The following is a 19,360-nucleotide window of genomic DNA, read 5'->3' as shown; positions in this document are numbered from 1 at the left end:
GGTTAACCAAAAGTTGCAATCGGTTATTCGCATCATTCTGCAGCGGCTCGGGCTTGGGCTACTTACGCTGTTCGTCGTGTCCATCGTCATTTTCACGGCTGTGAACATGCTTCCGGGGGATTTCGCGCAGGCCATTCTGGGGCAGGGCGCGACACCCGCCGCAGTCGAATCGATCCGCCGCGATCTTGGTCTCGATCAACCGCCGATCACCCGGTACATCCAGTGGCTGAGTGGTGCGCTGCAGGGTGACCTTGGCAATTCGTTCGCGCAGGCCAATTTTGCGAGCTTCGTCGGTGCAGACAGTGGCGTGCGCACGACAGTCGCCCAACAGATCGCCCCGCGATTCGAGAACACGATGTTCCTTGCGGCGGTGACCGCCTGCATTGCTGTTCCGGTCTCGCTTGTTCTGGGCATCCTGGCGGCGCTCTTTCGCAATTCGGTGTTCGACCGCGCAACCAATGTCACCACGCTGACATCCATCTCGTCGCCCGAGTTTTTTCTCGCCTATGTGCTGATCCTGTTCCTTGCGGTTCTGAACCCGGTTCTGCCGTCGCTTTCCAACATCTACGACGGCATGTCCTTTGGGGAACGGCTGGAAAAGACGCTTCTGCCTGCGCTGACCCTGACGCTGGTCGTGACTGCGCACATGATGCGCATGACGCGCGCCGCGATCATCAATTTGCTGGCCTCGCCCTATATCGAGATGGCGCGGCTCAAGGGCATGTCTCCGATGCGGGTGATCGTGAAACACGCGTTGCCCAATGCGCTGGCGCCCATCATCAACGTCATCGCTCTGAACCTTGCCTATCTGATCACCGGTGTGGTCGTGGTCGAGGTGGTGTTCGTCTATCCAGGTATCGGGCAGTTGTTCGTCGATAGCGTCAAAATCCGGGACATCCCGGTGGTGCAGGCCTGCTGCCTGATCTTTGCAGCGGCGTATATCCTGCTGAACCTGACGGCGGACATCCTGTCGATCCTGTCCAATCCGCGTCTGAGGCATCCGAAATGAGCACGCTTCCGACATTGATGCTGTTGCTGTTGGGTGTCGCGGCAGGGGGTTGGGTGCTGCGTTTTGCCGGACAAAAGGCGACGGGCAATGCCCCGGTATTTCGCGACATGCCGTTCGCCGTGGCTTTTGGCTACATCCTCGGGGCGGGGTTGCTGGCCTTCTCGGTCTGGTATTATTTTCAACCGACCCTGACCGAGGCGGGTACGCCGAATGCCGGTGTGGTGTTCTTCAGATGGGCCGTTCAATTCTTCATCGTCGCAACAATCGCGGCCTTCCTGTTTCGCGCCCTGGGCCGAACAGTGGGCACTCAATTCAGCAAGAAAATGTTTCGCCAGATGCCCCTGACCGCCAGCTTCGGCGTTCTGGTGGTAATCGTCTATGCCTTCACCGCGATCTTCGCAGCGTGGCTTGCGCCGCATGGGCAGGAGGCGATCTTTGCCAAGGTCAATGTCCTGCCCGGTGGAAATGCTGCCACGGGGGGCGATCCGCTGCACCCGCTGGGCACCGATCAGATCGGGCGCGACCTGCTGAGCCGTCTGATCTATGGCGCGCAGAACACTGTAGGGATCGCGTTCGTTACCACCTGTCTGGCGTTCTTTCTCGGCGGGTCACTGGGCTTTCTGGCCGCAACTTTGCAAGGCTGGCTGGATCAGGTCCTCAGCCGCGCCGTCGATGTTCTGATGGCCATTCCGTCACTGATCTTTGCTTTGCTCCTGATGACAATCGCCAGCGCATGGGCCGGGTCCGAACGCTGGTTGCTGACGGTCTACATGATCCTCATCATCGCGGTGATCGACAGCACACGGGTGTTCCGTCTGGCGCGCGCGGTCGGGCTGAACATCGTCGTGATGGATTATATCGAAGCGGCCAAGCTGCGGGGTGAGGGTATGACTTACCTGATCTTCAAGGAAATTCTGCCCAATGCCACAGCGCCTCTGCTGGCTGAATTCGGTCTGCGGTTCTGTTTCGTCTTCCTGACCATCGCGTCGCTGTCGTTCCTTGGTGTCGGCATCCAGCCGCCGCTGGCAGATTGGGGCACGATGGTGCGCGACAGCGCGCAGTTCATCAACTTCGCTGCCTTCTCGCCGCTGACCGCCGCCTTGCCGCTGTTGGCGGCTGGCGCGATTGCGCTGCTGACGGTTGGCGTGAACTTCGTGGTGGACTGGATGCTGCACAGAAGCTCGGGGCTCAAGGAATGAGCGCGCTGGTCGAAATCCGCGATCTCTGGATCGAAGGGCGCAGCGACGAGACGTGGTCGCCGATCATCAACGGCGCAAGCCTGTCACTGAACAAGGGCGAGGTACTGGGTCTGATCGGGGAATCCGGTGCGGGCAAATCGACGCTTGGGCTTGCGGCGATGGGGTTCACCCGCGACGGTGTACGCATTTCCAAGGGGACGGTCCTGTTCGACGGCGTGGATCTGACGCTGGCTTCTGCTTCGAAGAAACGAGAGCTTCTGGGCAAGCGAATCGCCTATGTCGCGCAATCGGCTGCTGCCAGTTTCAACCCGGCGCACAAGCTGATGGATCAGCACACCGAAGGCCCGGTGCAGCACGGTGTCATGTCACGTGCCGAAAGCGTCAAGGACGGGATCGAGCTTTATCGCCGTCTGCGGCTGCCCAATCCCGAAGAGATCGGATTCCGCTATCCGCACCAGGTGTCCGGTGGTCAGCTTCAGCGCGCGATGACGGCTATGGCGATGTCCTGCCGTCCTGACCTGATTATCTTTGACGAACCGACCACGGCGCTTGACGTGACCACGCAGATCGAGGTGCTGGCGTCGATCCGCGATATTGTCGAACAGTTCGACACCGCTGCGATCTACATCACCCATGATCTTGCGGTGGTTGCGCAGATGGCGGATCGGATCAAGGTTCTGCTCAAGGGGGACGAGGTCGAAGACGCTGACACCCGCACGATGCTGACGCACCCCAAAGAGGATTACACCAAGAGCCTCTGGGCCGTGCGCGCGTTCGAGAGGCCGCAGAAACCCGCTGTCCATACCAGCGCAACCCCGGTCCTGTCGGTGCAGAACGTATCGGCCGCCTATGGCAAGATCGCCGTGCTCCATGATGTCAGTTTCGACATTCACCAGGGGCGTACAGTGGCCGTTGTGGGCGAGTCCGGGTCAGGTAAATCGACCACGGCGCGCTGCATCACGGGGCTGCTGCCGCCCTCGCAGGGTGTGATCCAGTTCGACGGGCAATCGCTCCCGGCCAATTACAAGCAGCGCAACAAGGACCAGTTGCGTCAGGCGCAGATGATCTACCAGATGGCCGACACCGCGCTGAACCCGCGCAAGACCGTGGGCGAGATCATCGGCAGGCCTGTGCAGTTCTACATGGGTCTGAGCGGCAAGCAGAAGCGCCGCCGCGTCGAAGAACTGCTGGACGAGATCGAAATGCCCGCTGCGCAGTATATCGACCGCCTGCCGTCAGAGCTTTCCGGTGGTCAGAAGCAGCGCATCGGCATTGCCCGCGCGCTTGCCGCCGAGCCGAAGTTCATCATTTGCGATGAAGTGACAAGCGCACTCGATCAACTGGTGGCCGAAGGTATCCTCAAACTGCTGGCGCGGCTGCAGGATGATCTCAAACTCAGCTACATGTTCATCACACATGACCTTGCGACGGTCAAAGCCATCGCTGACGAGGTGGTGGTGATGAAAGACGGCGAGGTGGTGGAGCAGGGCCCGAAACAGGACATGTTCGCGCCCCCGCACCATCCCTACACTGACCTATTGCTCAGTTCGGTGCCCGAAATGGATCCGGACTGGTTAACTAATCTGCTCAACGAACGTGGAGTTGATAACATCGGCGATGCAGCTGTTGATAAGATGTCATGAGAATCGGTTCATGAAGAACCTTCAGGCGGCCCGAGACCGCTACCATTCACAGGGAGACGATGATGACTCGCATTTCAAGACGTGGACTACTTCGAACCGGTGCTGCCGCTGGTGTATTGGCGGCCAGCGGTCTGCCGCTGTTCGCCCAGCCGAAACGGGGTGGACGTCTGCGCGTTGGCCTGAACGGCGCCAACACGTCGGACAGCTGGGACGGTCGAACACATTCCGACCTCTACATGATCGCCTCCGCGCAAGGTGCCGTGTTCGACAGCTTGACCGAAGTCGCTGCGGATGGATCTCTGATCGGTGAGCTTGCCACCGACTGGGAAGCGACGCCTGACGCAAAGACATGGACGTTCAACCTGCGCCAGGGTGTGACCTTCCACAACGGCAAGCCGTTTGGTGCGGATGACGTGATCGAATCGCTGCAAATGCACGTGGCCGAAGGTGCGAAATCCGCGGCACAGCCCATCGTCGCGGCGATCAGCGAGATGAAGAAAACCGGCGAGCATCAGGTTCAGTTTACTCTGGAAGCAGGCAATGCCGACTTCCCTTACCTGATGTCCGACTATCACCTGCTGATGTATCCGGCGGGTCAGATCGAAGAAGCGATCGCCAAGGGCATCGGCACCGGTCTTTACGAGGTAACCTCGTTCGAACCGGGTGTCCGCATGACAGCCCGCCGCGTCGACAGCCACTACAAGGGTGACAGCGCCGGCTTCTTCGACGAGCTGGAATATATCGCGATCAACGATTCGACCGCCCGCATGAACGCGCTGATGACCGGTCAGGTGGATGCGATCAACCGCATCGACTTCAAGACCGAGGCGCTGCTCAAGGCAAACCCGATGATCCGCATTCAGGAAGTGACGGGCAACCAGCACTACACCTTCCCGATGCTGACCAAGGTTGATCCCTTCACCGATGTGAACATCCGCCGCGCGCTCAAGTACGGCATCAACCGTCAGGAACTGGTGGACAAGATCCTTCTGGGCCACGGTTTGGCTGGCAACGACACGCCGATTGGCCCTGCCAACCAGTACTTCCATGCTGACATGGAGCCGCTGACCTATGATCTCGACAAGGCCAAGTTCTACCTCAAGGAAGCGGGTCTGACCGAGCTCAACATCGACCTCAACGTGTCCGATGCGGCCTTCAACGGTGCGGTTGACGCAGCGCAGCTTTACCAGGCATCGGCCAAGGGTGCGGGCATCAACATCAACGTGGTGCAGGAACCGGCGGATGGCTACTGGTCGAACGTCTGGCTGAAAAAGCCGTTCTGCGCATCCTACTTCTCGGGCCGTGCGACCGAGGACTGGATGTTCGCCACCGCCTACGAGGCCGGTGTGCCGTGGAACGACACGCAGTGGGACGAACCGCGCTTCCAGGAGCTTCTTCTTTTGGCCCGTGCCGAGCTTGACAGCAACAAGCGCCGCGAAATGTACCACGAGATGCAGCAGATCCTGCGTGACGATGGCGGGGCCATCATCCCGATGTTCGCCAACTACGTGCAGGCCCTGTCGACCAAGGTTGCCACAGGCGACACCGTCGGCAACCTGTGGCAGATGGACAATGCCCGCATGGCAGAGCGGTGGTGGATGGCGTAAGCCTCACCGCAAGGACACAAGAAACGCCCCGCCAGATCGGTGGGGCGTTTTGCATTTGAGGGCCTACAGGTGTGTGTCGTAATCCGACACCAACAGGTGCAACGGTGCTTCGTCTTCCTCGACATTGGAAAACCGCCCGATCGGCTGATCAAAGATATTGTCGGTCAGATCATCGTTCACCGTCGAGACCTCGCCGATCAGGACATCTCCGTTTTCACCCCAGAACGCGTGCCAGTTGTTCGGGTAAAGTGTCACTGATTCACCGGGAACAAGTTTGAGATGCCCACCCGCCGGCAGGGTGCGGATGACACCATCCACCATGACCGACACCTCTGCATCACGGTCGATCCCGCCCTCGGCATCTGCCATGAACAATTCGATCACAAGCGTGCCACCCCCACGATTGATGATGTCCTCGACCTTGAGATCGTGCCGGTGCATCGGGCTCAACTGCCGATCACGCGAGATCATGATCTTTTCCGCGTAGAGCATGGCGCTTTTCTTGCCCAGATCCGCACTCAGCCCGTTTCTTGTGGTGAACAGGAAAAGACCCATGTCATCAAAGTCTTCCTTGCCGTAATCGGTGATGTCCCAGCCCATGCGCCGGGCTTTGATTTCCGCGTGGCCACTGGCTTTCAGCGCGTCGGGAGACAGGTAGGCGAAGGGCGGCAAGGTATAGCCGAATGACCTGATGAAGGCGTCGCTTTCGCGCAGTATGTCGTTGATGCGGGACCGTTTCATGAGCGCCTCTCCAGTGATGATGGCGCTAACATAGCTGTGCAGGGGCAAACGAGAAAGGCCCATGTCACACGGCCTTTCAGGCCACCGAGCAGGTTTGGACTAGAGCACGTAGCGGCTGAGATCGGCGGATCGGGTGAGTTCCCCCAGATGGGTTTCCACAAAGTCCGCATCGACCGTCACCTGATCGCCCGCCCTGTCCGGCGCCTCGAAGCTGAGCTCTTCGAAGACCCGCTCCATCACCGTGTAAAGCCTGCGTGCGCCGATGTTTTCGACGGATTGGTTCACATCCGCCGCGATCTTGGCCAGTGCCGCGATGCCGTCTTCGGTGAAGGTTACCGTGACTTCTTCGGTCGCCATCAGGGCGGTGTATTGCAGCGTCAGCGCGTTGTCCGTTTCGGTCAGAATGCGCACGAAGTCTTCTTCGGTCAGCGCGCGCAGGTTCACGCGGATCGGCAGACGCCCCTGAAGTTCCGGAAGCAGGTCTGACGGTTTGGCGATGTGAAACGCACCTGAGGCGATGAACAGGATATGATCGGTCTTGACCGGGCCATGTTTGGTGCTGACGGTCGTTCCTTCGATAAGTGGCAGCAGATCACGTTGCACACCCTCGCGGCTGACGTCGCCGCCACGGGTTTCCTGACGGGCCGCGACCTTGTCGATCTCGTCAATAAACACGATACCGTTCTGTTCGACCGCCTCGAGGGCCAGTTCCTTGACCTGCTCATCGTCCAGCAGCTTGTCCGCTTCTTCCGCGATGAGGGTCTCATAGCTTTCGGCGACGGTCATCCGCTTGCGAACCGTCCGCCCGGAGAACGCCTTTCCGAACAGATCGCCCAGGTTCATCATCCCGGCACCACCGCCCATTCCGGGTTGTCCGGGAATGTCCATCATCGGAAAGGGGCTGGAGCTGTCCTGCAGTTCAAGTTCGATGATCGTGTCATCCAGCAGACCGTCCTTGAGCTTCTTGCGAAACATCTCGCGCGTGCCTTCGCGTGCGCCTTCCCCTGCGATGGCCTCGATCACACGCTCCTGGGCGGCCTCGTGCGCCTTGGCCTTGACGTCTTCACGCATCTGGTCGCGGGTCATGGCGATGGCGGAATCCACAAGATCGCGAATGATCTGTTCGACATCCCGGCCGACATAGCCGACCTCGGTAAACTTGGTTGCCTCGACCTTGATGAACGGCGCGCGCGCCAGCTTGGCCAGACGTCGGCTGATCTCGGTCTTGCCGACGCCGGTCGGGCCGATCATCAGGATGTTCTTGGGATACACCTCTTCGCGCAGATCGTCGCTCAACTGCTTGCGCCGCCACCGGTTGCGCAGCGCCACCGCGACCGCACGCTTGGCGTCCTTCTGACCGATGATGAAGCGGTCCAGCTCGGACACGATTTCGCGGGGGGTGAGGTCGGTCATTAAGGTGTCCTTTACTCTCGTCATGTTGAGATAATGGGAGTCACACTGATTTAAAAGGCTTGACTAATTGTATATACAGTTGCATATAAAAATATCGGCCAGTCATGCCCCTGAGGAGGGGCGCTGACATGAAAATCGAATTTGATGAGAACAAACGTCTAATTACGCTTGCAAAACGGAACATCGACTTTCTGGACATGGTCGAAATCCTGGTATCGCCCCATGTCGTACTCGAGGCGCGGAGTGAGATCGAACAGCGCAAGATTGCAGTCGGTATCTTGGATGGAAGCTATTTCGCGGTGATTTACACGATGCGTGGGGAAAATTACCGTGTCATCACGGCTCGAAAGGCAAGACGAGATGAGCGAGAGAAATATGAAGAGTTATTCTCTGGAGGAAATCCGGAGAATGAAGACGGAAACGGATTGGAATAGTCTTCGCAAGCAAAGTGACCACAAAGGCCCTCAGGAATTCGAGATCGACTGGTCCAAGGCCCGCATTGAAACGCCGGAAGCAAAACAAGCCATTTCGCTGCGCGTTGACCCCGACGTTCTCGAATTCTTTAAATCGCAAGGTCGCGGCTATCAGACCCGCATGAACGCGGTTCTGCGAGCCTACATGGAAGCCAAAAAAGCGGGTCAGGCCTGAATCGTCTCAACCGTCAGGTTGCCGTTGGTGTAGACACAGATATCCGCCGCGATCGCCATGGCAGCGCGTGCGATCTGTTCGGCGTCCTTGTCGCTGTCCATCAGCGCACGACCGGCGGCCAGGGCATAATTGCCGCCCGATCCGATGGCTGTCACGTCATGTTCGGGTTCCAGCACATCGCCAGCGCCTGTGATGACGTAGAGATCCTTGCCATCTGACACGATCAGCATCGCTTCGAGTTTTTGCAGATACTTGTCGGTGCGCCAGTCCTTGGCCAGTTCGACACTTGCGCGCTGCAACTGCCCGGGGGTCGCTTCCAGTTTTGATTCCAACCGCTCCAGCAGGGTAAAGGCATCAGCAGTGGACCCGGCAAATCCCGCGACAACATCGTACCCGCCGGGGGAAATCCTCCGCACCTTGCGCGCGGTGCCTTTTATGACCGTCTGGCCAAGGCTGACCTGCCCATCCCCAGCGATCACGACCTTGCCGCCTTTGCGGACGCCGATGATCGTGGTGCCGTGCCAGCCGGGAAAGTCGTTTTCTGCCATGGGTCGTCCCTTTCGTCTTTGTCCCGATATGGGCCGATGCGTCAGATCACACAAGGCCTGCAACGCAAAACGCCCGGCACTGGCACCGGGCGTTTCACAGAATTTCAATTGAAATCAGATGCTTTCGTCGATCCAGCCCTTCAACGCGGCTTTCGGTGCAGCGCCGGTCTTGTTCGACACGACCTGACCATCCTTGAAGATGAACAGCGACGGGATACCGCGCACACCCATGGCCGCGGCCGAATTCGGGTTGCTGTCGACATCGACCTTGGCGATCTTCACGGCATCGCCGTATTCGGCAGCCAGTTCTTCAAGCGCGGGGCCAATCTGTTTGCAGGGGCCGCACCATTCAGCCCAGAAGTCCACGACAACGGGGACGCTGGAATTCTTGACTTCGGCATCGAAGGTTTCATCGGTCACGGCGACGGTGGGCATTGGGGCTCTCCTTGCGGTTCAAGCGCGTGTGTCAGTCGATTGATGAGACTATGTACCCTCAGCAGGGGCGTCAAGGTGGCGCGCTCTCACGAGTGCTTGTGTCACACGGTTTTCCGACAACGGCATATAGGTGGCCGTGCGGGTCCAGAGGATGCCTGTCTCGATGGTCTTGTCGGGGCAAATCTTGCGCAGCATGGCATGATAAGCGCCCATCTGGCGTAACAAGCCCTCGGGCATTTCAACCTCTGTTTCGGGAACGGTCCGGTTGGTTTTGAAATCGACGGCAATGACGCTGTCGCGCGACACCAGCAACCTGTCAATGACGCCGCGAAGTGGTCTGCTCGGGAAAGCGTCGATCGTCGCGGTCAAGGCAACTTCGACAAGTGCAGTATCCTGAAAGAACGGACGAAGGGTCGGGGTGTCCAGAACCGCCATCGCTTCGGCCACCAGTTCCTCTGCCATTGGGTGATCCGCCACAAGGGCAAGCGCTGCCTCGTGCCTGTCTTCGGGCGCGATTGCGGGCAGGGTTTCCAAAAGCAGGTGGATCAGGGTTCCCCGTTCCATAGCAACTTCGGTCAGGTCCCCATCCGCCCCCGCAAGCGCCTTTGCGCCGCCCAGATCAGAGGGGCTCAGAACCTCTGCCGCGCCCACAGGCGGAGGCGAGGGGGTGTCGAAGATCGCGGGAAGGGCGGGTTCTGCAACGGGCATTGGCGCGGGAGCATCAGGGATCGCATCGGGCCATGCCATGTGATCCAGTCGCAAGCCTTCCTCGGGGGCGTCATCGGCAAAACCAAAGCCATGCGGCACGGCACCAACAGCGTCCAACGTTGCCTTGACGCGATCATGCCAGCTTTCCGCGTTCTTGTCCGCCGTCCCGGCCGCTGCAACAACCAGCCACCGTTCAGCGCGTGTCAGGGCGACATAAAGCAGCCTGTCCTTTTCTTCGTCCTCGGCCTGCCTCGCCTGCTCAAGTGCCGCACGCTGATACGCGGCACGCGTCTTTTCCGACCCGCGCCAATGGGCGGACCCGTTCGCGCGGACAAACGCCTCCTTTCCGGATTGCGAGGCTTTCTTGTGGGTGTCCGGCAGGATGACGATGGGCGCCTCCAGCCCTTTGGCCCCGTGGATCGTCATGATCCGGATGCGGGCACCTGCACTGTCCACCGTGCGCTTGATCTCGATATCGTCGGTTTCCATCCAGTGCAGAAACCCGGTCAGGCTGGGGATGTCGGTCTGTTCATAGGCCAGCGCCTGGTTGAGCAGCGCATCTATCCCGTCCTCGGCCTCTTCTCCCAAGCGTCCGAGGAGTTTCTGACGGCCCTTGTGGCGGATCAGAACCCGCTCCAAGAGATCATAGGGCCGCAGAAAATCCACCTGTGCCCGAAGGTCATCCAGCACGGTCATGACATCCGGAAAATCGGCTCTGCGCCTGCGCAACTCTTCCCAAAGATGCGGTGACTTGCGCCGATGTGCGAGGTCGAAAATCGCCTGTTCGTCCAACCCGAACAGCGGGGATCGAAGGGCCGAAGCCAGCGACAGGCTGTCTTCGGGTGTCGCAAGAAAGGCAAGCAGCGCGCGCAGATCCTTGACGGCCAATTCGGCCATCACCTTGAGCTTGTCAGCCCCGGCAATCGGCAGCCTGAGCGCCTTGCAGGCCTTGAGGATTTCGTGAAACAGGGTGCCCCGGCTCCGAACGAGGATCAGGAAATCCCCCGCATGAACGGCGCGCGCTTCGACCACGCCGTCTTTTTCCCGGATCGGAACAGCGGTCTTGTCCTCGATCGTCCGGTGTATGAATCGCGCAACGCGCTGGGCCAGGATCACGCTGTGCTGCGTGGGGCTGACGCGATCAACGGGCGTGTCCCACGGCAGATCGTCGTCGTCTTTTTCGGCGGGTTCGATCAGCGGCCAGAGATCGACGCGCCCCGGCATCCGGTCATGGAACGAAATGTGGGTCTGATCCTGCAGAAACCCCGCCTTGTCCCGACCCTCGAACACCGCGTCCACAAGCCGGAGGATCGGCACGGAGGACCGGAAGGAATAGCTGAGCTGCCCGTCCTGAAGCGGTGCCTCTGTCGCCTCCATCTGGTCGCCGAAAGCGGCACGCATCCTATCGAATTCGCGAGGGTCCGCTCCCTGAAAGGAATAGATCGACTGCTTCTTGTCGCCGACGACAAAGATCGTGCGTCTGGCATCGTCCCGCGCCCCGGCACCTGACGTGAATTCCTGCGCCAACTTGTTGATCACGTCCCATTGCGCGGGGCTGGTGTCCTGGGCCTCGTCCACCAGAATGTGGTCGATGCCGCCATCCAGACGGTAGAGCACCCACTGCGCCTGTTGCCGGTCCGTCAGCAAGGCGCGCGTGCGGGTGATCAGGTCGTCAAAATCCAGCCAGCCGCGCGATTGCTTGCTTTTCTCATAGCGGCCGAGGAATACATCCGCGAACCGGTGCAACGTGACATCCCGGTCTACAGCCTCGAGCGCCAGTCGTGTCTCGCGCGCTGCCTCGATCCGCTGGTAGAGGTCTTCCAAACGGGTGACGCTTGCAGCCAAAGCGCCTTTGCGCAGCTTGACCGACGGTGGCAGCGATTTGCGCACCTCTCCCTTTTGCGTGAAGACGATGGCCTCAAGTGTCAGCAGCGCATTGATCCCGCCTGATTGAGCCAGCCCAATCGCGTCGGCCAGACCATTGTCCATGACCACGCCCGTTCGCAAATCAGGCACCAATCCGGCCAAAAACGCCAATTCATCGCCTGGGAAAACCGCTGACACTAGGCTGTTCAGAGTCTGGTGGCCCGCAAGTCCGTAGCGCTGTAAAAGCTCGTCGCGGGACAGGGCGGGCGTGAACCCATCGCGGTCTCCGACGATCGATTCCGCCAGTTTCTGGAGCGGTTCATTTGACGCAATCCGCGCGATGTCCGCGATCAGGTCGGCATCTGTACCACTGGCCATCTCATCAAGGATATGTTCGCGCAGCAATTGCGCCGCGCGGTCGTCGATTTCCTGAAACTGCGGGCTGACACCGGCCTCGAGCGGGAACCGCCGCAGGATCGACGCGCAGAAGGCGTGGATTGTCTGGATGCGCAAACCGCCCGGCGTTTCGATGGCACGGGCAAACAAGGTGCGGGCGCGGGACAGGAAGTCGGTTGTCAGCCGGTCCCGGTCTTCGCCCAATTCCAGCAACTGCGCAATCAGCGCGTCGTTGTCGAGCATCGCCCACTCGCCCAACCGCTTGAACAGGCGGTTCTGCATCTCGCTGGCGGCGGCATTGGTGAAGGTCAGGCACAGGATGTGTTCCGGGCGCGTGTCCCCCAACAGCAGGCGCGCAACACGGTCGGTCAGAACCCGGGTCTTGCCCGAACCGGCATTCGCCCCAAGCCAGGTCGAAGCCAACGGGTCGGCGGCACGAACCTGCGCCTCGGTTGCTTCGTTGCGGATCATGTGAGCGGCACCTTGGTCGCCGGGTCCGATGCGGTCCATTCGCCGTAGCGGGACAGTTGGTCATAGTCAGACCCGAACGCATCCTTGTGCATCCTGTTGCGCGCCGTGTAGCCCGTATTCGGGTCACGGTATGCTTTGATCAGGGTCGTCAGCATGGCGATTGTTCGTTCGGGGGGACAGTCCTCCAAGGGTGCGGGCACCTCGTTTCCGTCACCGGCCAGCGAGATGTAGCGCGCGTCAGTGACAAAGCGGGGGCTGAACGCGTCAAAGCCACCCGCGAGGATCAGGGCGGCCGTCACCAGCAATTGAACGTCGAACTGAAGCTGTTGATCCTTTGTCGGCGCGTTTCCGGTCTTGTAGTCATAGACAAATGCCTCGGCGCGGTCGTTCAGGTCGATCCGGTCAGCCTTGGCTGTGATCCGGAACGGCGGGTCGGCAATCTCCATCGCGCCTTTGCGTTCGAACAGAACCGGCTTGGCAACGGCCTGCCGGGCGCGCTCGTTTTCCACGAACCAGCGCGCGATCTTTTCGATGCGAACGCGCCACTGGATGCGGTCCGTGGGCCACGGCACCTCGGCCTCGAGGATGCGGCGGGCCACGGACAAAAGGTGGTCTACTGTGATCGGATCGCCGTTTCGGGCCGTGTCAGAGACGAATTCCTCAAATACCTTGTGAAGGACCGTTCCCCGGTGCATCGGGTTTGGCGCGTGCTGGATCGGATGCAATTGGTGCAAGCGCAGGATCTTGGAGCCGTAGATCGCGTAAGGATCGCGGATCAGCTTTTCGATATTGGTCACCGACAATTCGCTGGGCCGTGCAATGACCGGTGGCATGGGCGAGGGCCGGGGGGCTGCGGGTGCCTTGATCGGTTTTTCCAGAGCGCGTCCAAGATCCAGCCAATGCTGCCCCCGCCGTCTCATGTCTGCCAAAGCGTCGGGGCCGCCCGTGTCGGGCAACCCGCGCAGCAGGTTCGTCAGACGGTTGAGCCACCGCGACGGGACGGTTTCGGCGTCTTCGGACCGGACGGCACGGCTGAGCCACACCTCTTTCGCCCCGATCGCCTGCTGAAAATCATGTGCGGAAAGTCCGATGCGGCGTTCGGGCAAGAGCAGCCCCGCCTGTTGCCGCATCCGACGGTTCAACCACGGATCAGCGGGCGGGGCATCGGGCCAGGACTGTTCGTTCAGCCCGCCCAGGATGACCAGATCAGCGCCCATGACGCGCGCCTCGATCGTGCCCCAGATCAGGATATGCGGATGCGGCGCATCACGGTCCCGCACCTCTTCGGCGCGCAAGAGGCTGTCCACCAGATCGGCATAGTCACGAGCGGAAATCACGCCGCCAAAACCAGCGTTCTCGGTCAGCATGTGGAACGCCTTGCGACAGGTTTCCCCGGCCTTGCGGTTCCACAGCTCCGACGCGTCATCGCTTGTGGTCCCCGCGCAGATCGCTTCGGCCTGCGCAATGTGATGTTCGACATGTGCGCCAAGCGGGTCCTGGCCCGTGATTGCAGGTTGCAGCAGGCAACGGTCGATCCACGCAAGCCAGTCCTGTGCGTCATCCGCACCTTTCCACGCCATCAGCTTTGACAGGTCCGGATAGGGAATGCCGGTCTTGCGGATGAACAGTTCGAGTTCAGAGGTCCAGAGCCGGTGTTGCCCCCGGTCGGCACCGGTGTGGCACAGAGGGTGCTTGAGGATGGTCAGAAGCGCATCGGCGGTGGGTCCGTTGACACGCAGCTGCGCAATGTGGCGCAGCAGGCGTCCTGGTGCGGTCAACTGCGCCGGGGTGCCTGCGCTGTCATCGGGCAGGATACCCCAGCGGTCCAGAAGGGCCGTCACCCGGCGTGTCAGCATCCGGTCCGGCGTGATCAGCGCGGCTGTGATTCCGTCCTCTGTCGCCTGCCGCAACCGCATCGCGATGGCCCGCGCCTCATCTCGCGGAGAAGCGGCTTCGAGCAAGGTCAGAGACTGTGTTGCGTCATTCAGCGAGGGCAGGCCCGGCCCGTCGAGCAGCCATTGGTCTGTGACGGGTGCCGGGCGCATCGCCAACGAAACCAGCGCGTTTCGAGCCGGGTTCGGCGGTGCTGTTTGCGTCCAGTGCGCCACGTCGAGATGGTTGAGGTTCAAGTGGTCCAGCAGCCGGGCAAACCGGAATTGCGGGTGGTCTTCGCCCTGCATCGCCTCGCTGTTGCGCACATCGTTGCGCAAAACATCCCATGTCGATGCGGGCATGTCGCGGTCGAAGCCCGGCAGGATCACCGCGCCTTGCGGCAGGTCGGCAGCGGCGGTCATCAACTGGAAGGCCGATCCCCGCGATCCGGTCGATCCGGCGATGATGACAGGATGCTGCGGCGGAGCAATCTGCCAACGGTGCAGCCGCATCTGAAGCGCCAGGCGGTTGACCGTCGCGGCATCCGGCGCGGTGCTGTCGGGATCGAAATAATGCGTGACGATCTTGAGGAACCGTTGCGCCCGCTCCCAGTGACCGGATTGATCGGTCACGTCGAGCGATGCGATATCGTCGGGTGTCACCGCCTCGGCCTGCATTTCATCGAGCAGCGCGCCAAGGCTCTGGGCAAGATCGTAGACCGCCGACCGTGGTGCCAGACCAGGATCGGCCTCGATCAGCTTTCTGACCAATTCCGCCAGCTCAAGCTGGCGGCGCAGCGCGGGCGTGGGACGGGGCAGGTGGGCGCGATCCAATGGATCGGCCAGATCGGTGACAAGCCTGATCCGGGGTAGAAACCCCGCACCAAGGCTGTCGAACACCGCCTCGACCCGCCGCTGCATCCTCCGCGTGTTCAGGAACAGCTCGACCCGTGCCATCGCTTCGGGGGGCTGGTCCGCAAGTCGGGATTTCAGCCCATGCACCAGTTCGCGCGCAAAATCCGCGCCGGGTGGCAGGGCGAAAAGGCGTGGCTTGTCCGTTGGTTCAAACATCGGCATCCCTCAGCATGGCTTCGGCCAGAGTGACGCCTTCGGGGCGCCCGACATCGCACCAGCGACCGGGATAGGTGACCGCTTTGAGCTGTCCCTTGGTTTCAAGGTTCTCCCAGACGGATTTGAGCGAAAACACGTTTTCAGGTGTGTCAGAGACGATATCGGACCGGATGATCTGCACTCCGGTATAGATCGTTTCCGTGCCCCAGACCGCGCGCCCACCGTCAACAATGTCGATATCGCCCTTGCCCGTATGGCCGATGGTCCGGGCTTGCGGCACACATAACAGCAGCGCTTGCATGTCGTTGGTCCAAGCCGCCTTGAGCAGGGTCAACGGGTTGGGCCCGTCCCAGACGGCGTCCGTGTTCATCGTGAACACGACCTCCGCATCCAGCAGCGGAAGCGCTGCTTTCAGCCCGCCACCGGTGTCAAGAATATCGGGGCTTTCCACGATCACCTTGACGTCGGTTCCGGCGAAATGAGAGACGATCTGGTCCGCCTTGTAGTGGGCGTTGGCCACGATCCGTGCGGGTGCGACGTCGCGGACAAAACACATGGCGTGCTCGATCAGCGGTTTGCCCGCGACCGGGATCAAGGGCTTGGGCCTGTCCTGCGTCAGCGCGCCCATGCGCGTTCCGAACCCGGCTGCAAAGAGCATCACGGCGTCAGTCATGGCACGGCTCCCACGCCAAGACGCTCGGGCGTTGGTTCGGGAAACAGATCGAGGATCAATGGTTCAAGCTCACGTGCGACCGGGGTCGAAAGGCTTGTCCGGATATGCGCCCAGACCCGCGGGATCAGCGCCAGATAGCCGGGTTTGCCGCGTTCGGTCGCAAGCCGGGCAAAGATGCCCAGAATGCGCAGGTTCCGTTGCAGACCAAGCAGGTGAAACGCGGGCATGACCGCGCTCTCGGATCGGCCGGAGAGGTCGAGGTAGTGCCGCAGCGTTGCGGCGTGACAGGCATCGGTCACGTCGCGGCGGGCGTCCTGCAACAGCGACACCAGATCATAGATCGGAGGACCGGCCAGAGCGTCCTGGAAATCCAGCAGGCCAACCCGGCGAATATGGTCACGATCAGGTAGCCAGATCATGTTTTCCGCATGGTAGTCGCGCAGCACAAGAACGGCCTCTTCCGGCAGATGAAGGGCAAGGAGATCGGTCAGACGTGCCGTGATCTCCGAAGGGGTGTCATCGGGTTTCGTGCCCAGCAGGGGCAGATAGTGGGTGAAGACCGGCTCGATCATCTGACCGAGGATCCGGGGTGTCGCGTGGGTCAGTTCGGCAGGCACCTTGCACGTCACGAGATGGCACAGCACTTCGGTCGCCGCCCGATACAGCGGTATTTCCATGTCTGGCTGTGTTTGGGCGACCTTCGCGAATTGCGCATCGCCGAAATCTTCGAGCAGCATCAGGCCCGTCGCTTGCGCGTAGATGTCCGGGGCAGACAAGCCGAGCCTGCGCAGGTGTGCCGACAGGGCGGCGAAGCGCGGCGTGTCATCCTGCGGATCGATCATCAGGATCGCGCGTTTCGGGCCTGAACAGAGCCGGATGTACCGCCGCGATGATGCGTCTCCGGCCAATGGTACCTGTTCGGCATCAGCCCAGCCTTGGGCAGCAAGAAAGGCATCGACACTCATGCCAACGCCTCAGTCACGCGGTCCGTCCATGCCGGGTTTGTCCATGTCAGGCTGATCTCGCGCTTGTCCGTCTTGTCGGGGTCATCGAGCCTGATCGTCAACGCCTCTGGCGGGGCAAGATCGTCAAGCCGGTCTGGCCATTCGACGAGGCAGATCGCGTTTTGGAACGCATCGAGAAGCCCCAGTTCGATGATCTGATCCGGGTCGCCAAGACGGTAAAGATCTGCGTGCCAAAGCTCGCAGTCCGGCAATTCATAGGCCTGCACGATGGTGAAGGTCGGCGAGGGGACATCCTCCGGAACGGGCAGCCGCGACAGGATCAGGGCGCGGGCGAAATGGCTTTTGCCAGCCCCGATCCCGCCTTCGAGAAGAAGCGTATCGCCTGCGCGCAAGGTTCGGCCCAGCCGAATGGCAAGCTGCGCGGTTTCATCGGGAGAGGTCGAGGTGAAGGCCGCACTGCGTTTCGTCATGGCGGCATGTTTACCTGCCTGGCTGCGGGCTGCAAGATTGGAAACCCGCTCAGGCGGAAACGATCTGCAACCCCTCGGCTTCGGGCCGCGCATCGCGCTGTCTGGGCCGGAAACAGAAGCGGATGAGCGTGGCACCATGGCAGATCGGATCAACCCGGCAGACCACCTCTCGCCCGTCCTTGCCGCGCAATTCGCTGTCCCAACTGACCCGCTCTGTCGTGCTGGTGACGAAATCGCGGAGTTCCGGCCAGACGGGGCTTGGATGAAAGGCGGATTTCCACGATTGCGTCGCTTCGACAATTGTCGTTTCGGGAATGCAGGCGTCGGGATCGACGTTCCACAGATCGGCATAGGCGGTGTTGCAGACCGTCAGGGTGCCTTGGGGATCAAAGACCGCAACCGCGTCATCCATCGTGTCGATCACCGATTGCAGCGTGTCCAATTCGGCACGAAACCCCCGGGTCAGGGACACTTCTGCGGTGATGTCGTTGAACAGGAACGCAATCGCGCCATCAGGATAGGGTTGCCCGGTGATGTCAAAGGTCTGACCGCTGGCCAGCGTCCAGGTTTCGCGAAACCGGTCGTCACAGGCGGCGGCAACCAGCTTGGCCATGCGTTCGCGCCAGTCGTCATAATTTTTCGGCTCCGGCATGATCCGGTAGTCGCGCAGCTTGTCGAAGAATTCGAACATCGCTGGACGTGCGCTCAGGAAGTCGATGGGCACCTTGCTCAGATCGACAAGCGCCGGATTGAAGAGCACCAGCCGCCTGTCGCGATCAAAGATGGCAAGGCCGGTCGTCAGGTTCGCAAAGGTCTTCGAAAGGGTCTGGACGAAATTCTGCTGCGCAGCTTCGGCGCGCATCACTGCGTCGATCCCGGTTGCGAAATGGATCAGTCCGGTCTCCGTTTCCTCGACTGTCACTTCCAGCCAGCGGGACAGATACGGTTTCAGGTCGTCCGATGTGAGCTTGACCCGTTTCGAGCGCCGGGTATCGGGTGAGGTTTCTTGCACCATGTGATCGGCAAAGCTGTGCGCGCCGCCATAGGCGCGTGCATACAGCATGAAGGCATCATTGCCCCAGATCAGCTCGCCTTGTTCGGTGAGACACCATATCAGGCCCGGCGCGCGCATCACCGCTGATTGCATATGGCTGGCGAATGCGCCGGAGTGTTTCGTGATGAACCATTCGTCGCCTGCGGCGATCGGAGGAGCCAGCGTGACGCGAAAAGTGGTACCTTCTTTCGAAATGGTCAGTCCCATTCGGGACGCGTCGGCGCTGATTTGGGTCGGGCACGGCGTTTCCGGCAGATCGGGGGCAACCGGCAGCAACAGGGGTCGTATGTCGCCCCATGTCGGCGAGGATGGCAGATCGGGCAGCAGCGACCAGATCTGGTCATTCGCGTCGATCAGGATGCCGTCCTGGAACAGCATTGTGACCGTCTGCGCTGATCGTGGGCGCGGTTCGGGTGCCTTGGACTTGCGCAGGAAAAGGACCAGCAGGACACCCCCTGCGACGCAGGCCAGACCGAGCAGACTTGCTGCCAGAACAAAAGAATCCATCAATCACCTTCAGGCCCGTCAAGCCGACATTGAACGGTGAGATGGTTAATGGAGGGTTAACCGCG

General features: G+C 60.8%; 16 protein-coding genes. 6 read left to right on the top strand and 10 right to left on the bottom strand.

Features of this window, described 5'->3' with window-relative positions; translation table 11 throughout:
* Positions 1 to 13: 13 nt before the first annotated feature.
* The 4 genes from IEV82_RS03100 (at position 14) to IEV82_RS03085 (ending at position 5,458) form a co-directional block, all read left to right on the top strand.
* Positions 14 to 1,009, top strand: coding sequence for an ABC transporter permease (locus IEV82_RS03100; RefSeq protein WP_188480477.1), 996 nt, complete (start codon positions 14 to 16; stop codon positions 1,007 to 1,009).
* Positions 1,006 to 2,208 carry an ABC transporter permease gene (locus IEV82_RS03095; protein WP_188480476.1) on the top strand — a complete coding sequence of 401 codons (1,203 nt, stop codon included), beginning with the start codon at positions 1,006 to 1,008 and terminating at the stop codon, positions 2,206 to 2,208. The genes IEV82_RS03100 and IEV82_RS03095 overlap by 4 nt, the downstream gene beginning before the upstream one ends.
* Positions 2,205 to 3,851 carry an ABC transporter ATP-binding protein gene (locus IEV82_RS03090; protein ID WP_188480475.1) on the top strand — a complete coding sequence of 549 codons (1,647 nt, stop codon included), beginning with the start codon at positions 2,205 to 2,207 and terminating at the stop codon, positions 3,849 to 3,851. Before IEV82_RS03095 ends, IEV82_RS03090 begins: the two co-directional genes overlap by 4 nt.
* Before the next feature lie 62 nt (positions 3,852 to 3,913).
* Positions 3,914 to 5,458, top strand: coding sequence for an ABC transporter substrate-binding protein (locus tag IEV82_RS03085; RefSeq protein ID WP_188480474.1), 1,545 nt, complete (start codon positions 3,914 to 3,916; stop codon positions 5,456 to 5,458).
* Between the two features lie 63 nt (positions 5,459 to 5,521).
* On the opposite strand, the gene IEV82_RS03080 is transcribed toward IEV82_RS03085, so the two are convergent.
* Both IEV82_RS03080 and hslU read right to left on the bottom strand, forming a co-directional pair.
* Positions 5,522 to 6,199: a D-lyxose/D-mannose family sugar isomerase gene (locus tag IEV82_RS03080; protein WP_188480473.1), complete on the bottom strand. Its 678-nt coding sequence runs from the start codon at positions 6,197 to 6,199 to the stop codon at positions 5,522 to 5,524.
* A gap of 99 nt (positions 6,200 to 6,298) precedes the next feature.
* Complete coding sequence (gene hslU, locus IEV82_RS03075) at positions 6,299 to 7,612, bottom strand: ATP-dependent protease ATPase subunit HslU (protein WP_188480472.1); 1,314 nt, start codon at positions 7,610 to 7,612, stop codon at positions 6,299 to 6,301.
* A gap of 128 nt (positions 7,613 to 7,740) precedes the next feature.
* On the opposite strand from hslU, the gene IEV82_RS03070 reads away from it, so the two are divergent.
* Positions 7,741 to 8,046, top strand: a complete 306-nt coding sequence (locus IEV82_RS03070) for a BrnT family toxin (RefSeq protein WP_188480471.1) — start codon at positions 7,741 to 7,743, stop codon at positions 8,044 to 8,046.
* Positions 8,021 to 8,260 (top strand): BrnA antitoxin family protein, encoded by a 240-nt coding sequence (locus IEV82_RS03065; RefSeq protein WP_188480470.1) that lies wholly within the window; start codon positions 8,021 to 8,023, stop codon positions 8,258 to 8,260. Before IEV82_RS03070 ends, IEV82_RS03065 begins: the two co-directional genes overlap by 26 nt.
* Here IEV82_RS03065 and hslV read toward each other — a convergent pair.
* From hslV to IEV82_RS03025, 8 genes are all read right to left on the bottom strand, one after another.
* Positions 8,251 to 8,808, bottom strand: coding sequence for an ATP-dependent protease subunit HslV (hslV, locus tag IEV82_RS03060; protein ID WP_188480469.1), 558 nt, complete (start codon positions 8,806 to 8,808; stop codon positions 8,251 to 8,253). The genes IEV82_RS03065 and hslV overlap by 10 nt on opposite strands.
* A gap of 114 nt (positions 8,809 to 8,922) precedes the next feature.
* Positions 8,923 to 9,243, bottom strand: coding sequence for a thioredoxin (gene trxA / locus IEV82_RS03055; RefSeq protein ID WP_085627538.1), 321 nt, complete (start codon positions 9,241 to 9,243; stop codon positions 8,923 to 8,925).
* A gap of 48 nt (positions 9,244 to 9,291) precedes the next feature.
* Complete coding sequence (gene addA, locus IEV82_RS03050) at positions 9,292 to 12,684, bottom strand: double-strand break repair helicase AddA (protein ID WP_188480468.1); 3,393 nt, start codon at positions 12,682 to 12,684, stop codon at positions 9,292 to 9,294.
* Positions 12,681 to 15,626, bottom strand: a complete 2,946-nt coding sequence (gene addB / locus IEV82_RS03045) for a double-strand break repair protein AddB (RefSeq protein WP_188480467.1) — start codon at positions 15,624 to 15,626, stop codon at positions 12,681 to 12,683. Before addB ends, addA begins: the two co-directional genes overlap by 4 nt.
* The gene (locus IEV82_RS03040) at positions 15,619 to 16,299 is read right to left on the bottom strand and encodes a nucleotidyltransferase family protein (RefSeq protein WP_188480466.1); all 681 of its coding nucleotides are present in this window, start codon (positions 16,297 to 16,299) and stop codon (positions 15,619 to 15,621) included. The genes addB and IEV82_RS03040 overlap by 8 nt, the downstream gene beginning before the upstream one ends.
* Entirely contained in the window at positions 16,296 to 17,264 is a 969-nt protein-coding gene (locus tag IEV82_RS03035; protein WP_188480465.1) for an aminoglycoside phosphotransferase family protein, read from the bottom strand. Before IEV82_RS03035 ends, IEV82_RS03040 begins: the two co-directional genes overlap by 4 nt.
* Positions 17,261 to 17,734, bottom strand: coding sequence for a tRNA (adenosine(37)-N6)-threonylcarbamoyltransferase complex ATPase subunit type 1 TsaE (tsaE, locus tag IEV82_RS03030; protein ID WP_188480464.1), 474 nt, complete (start codon positions 17,732 to 17,734; stop codon positions 17,261 to 17,263). The genes IEV82_RS03035 and tsaE overlap by 4 nt, the downstream gene beginning before the upstream one ends.
* A gap of 49 nt (positions 17,735 to 17,783) precedes the next feature.
* Positions 17,784 to 19,295, bottom strand: coding sequence for a PAS-domain containing protein (locus IEV82_RS03025; RefSeq protein ID WP_188480463.1), 1,512 nt, complete (start codon positions 19,293 to 19,295; stop codon positions 17,784 to 17,786).
* Between the last annotated feature and the right edge of the window lie 65 nt (positions 19,296 to 19,360).

Origin of the sequence: Marivita lacus (genome assembly GCF_014637725.1) — a bacterium.
Lineage (GTDB): Bacteria > Pseudomonadota > Alphaproteobacteria > Rhodobacterales > Rhodobacteraceae > Marivita > Marivita lacus.
This window is presented reverse-complemented; position numbering and strand designations above follow the sequence as displayed.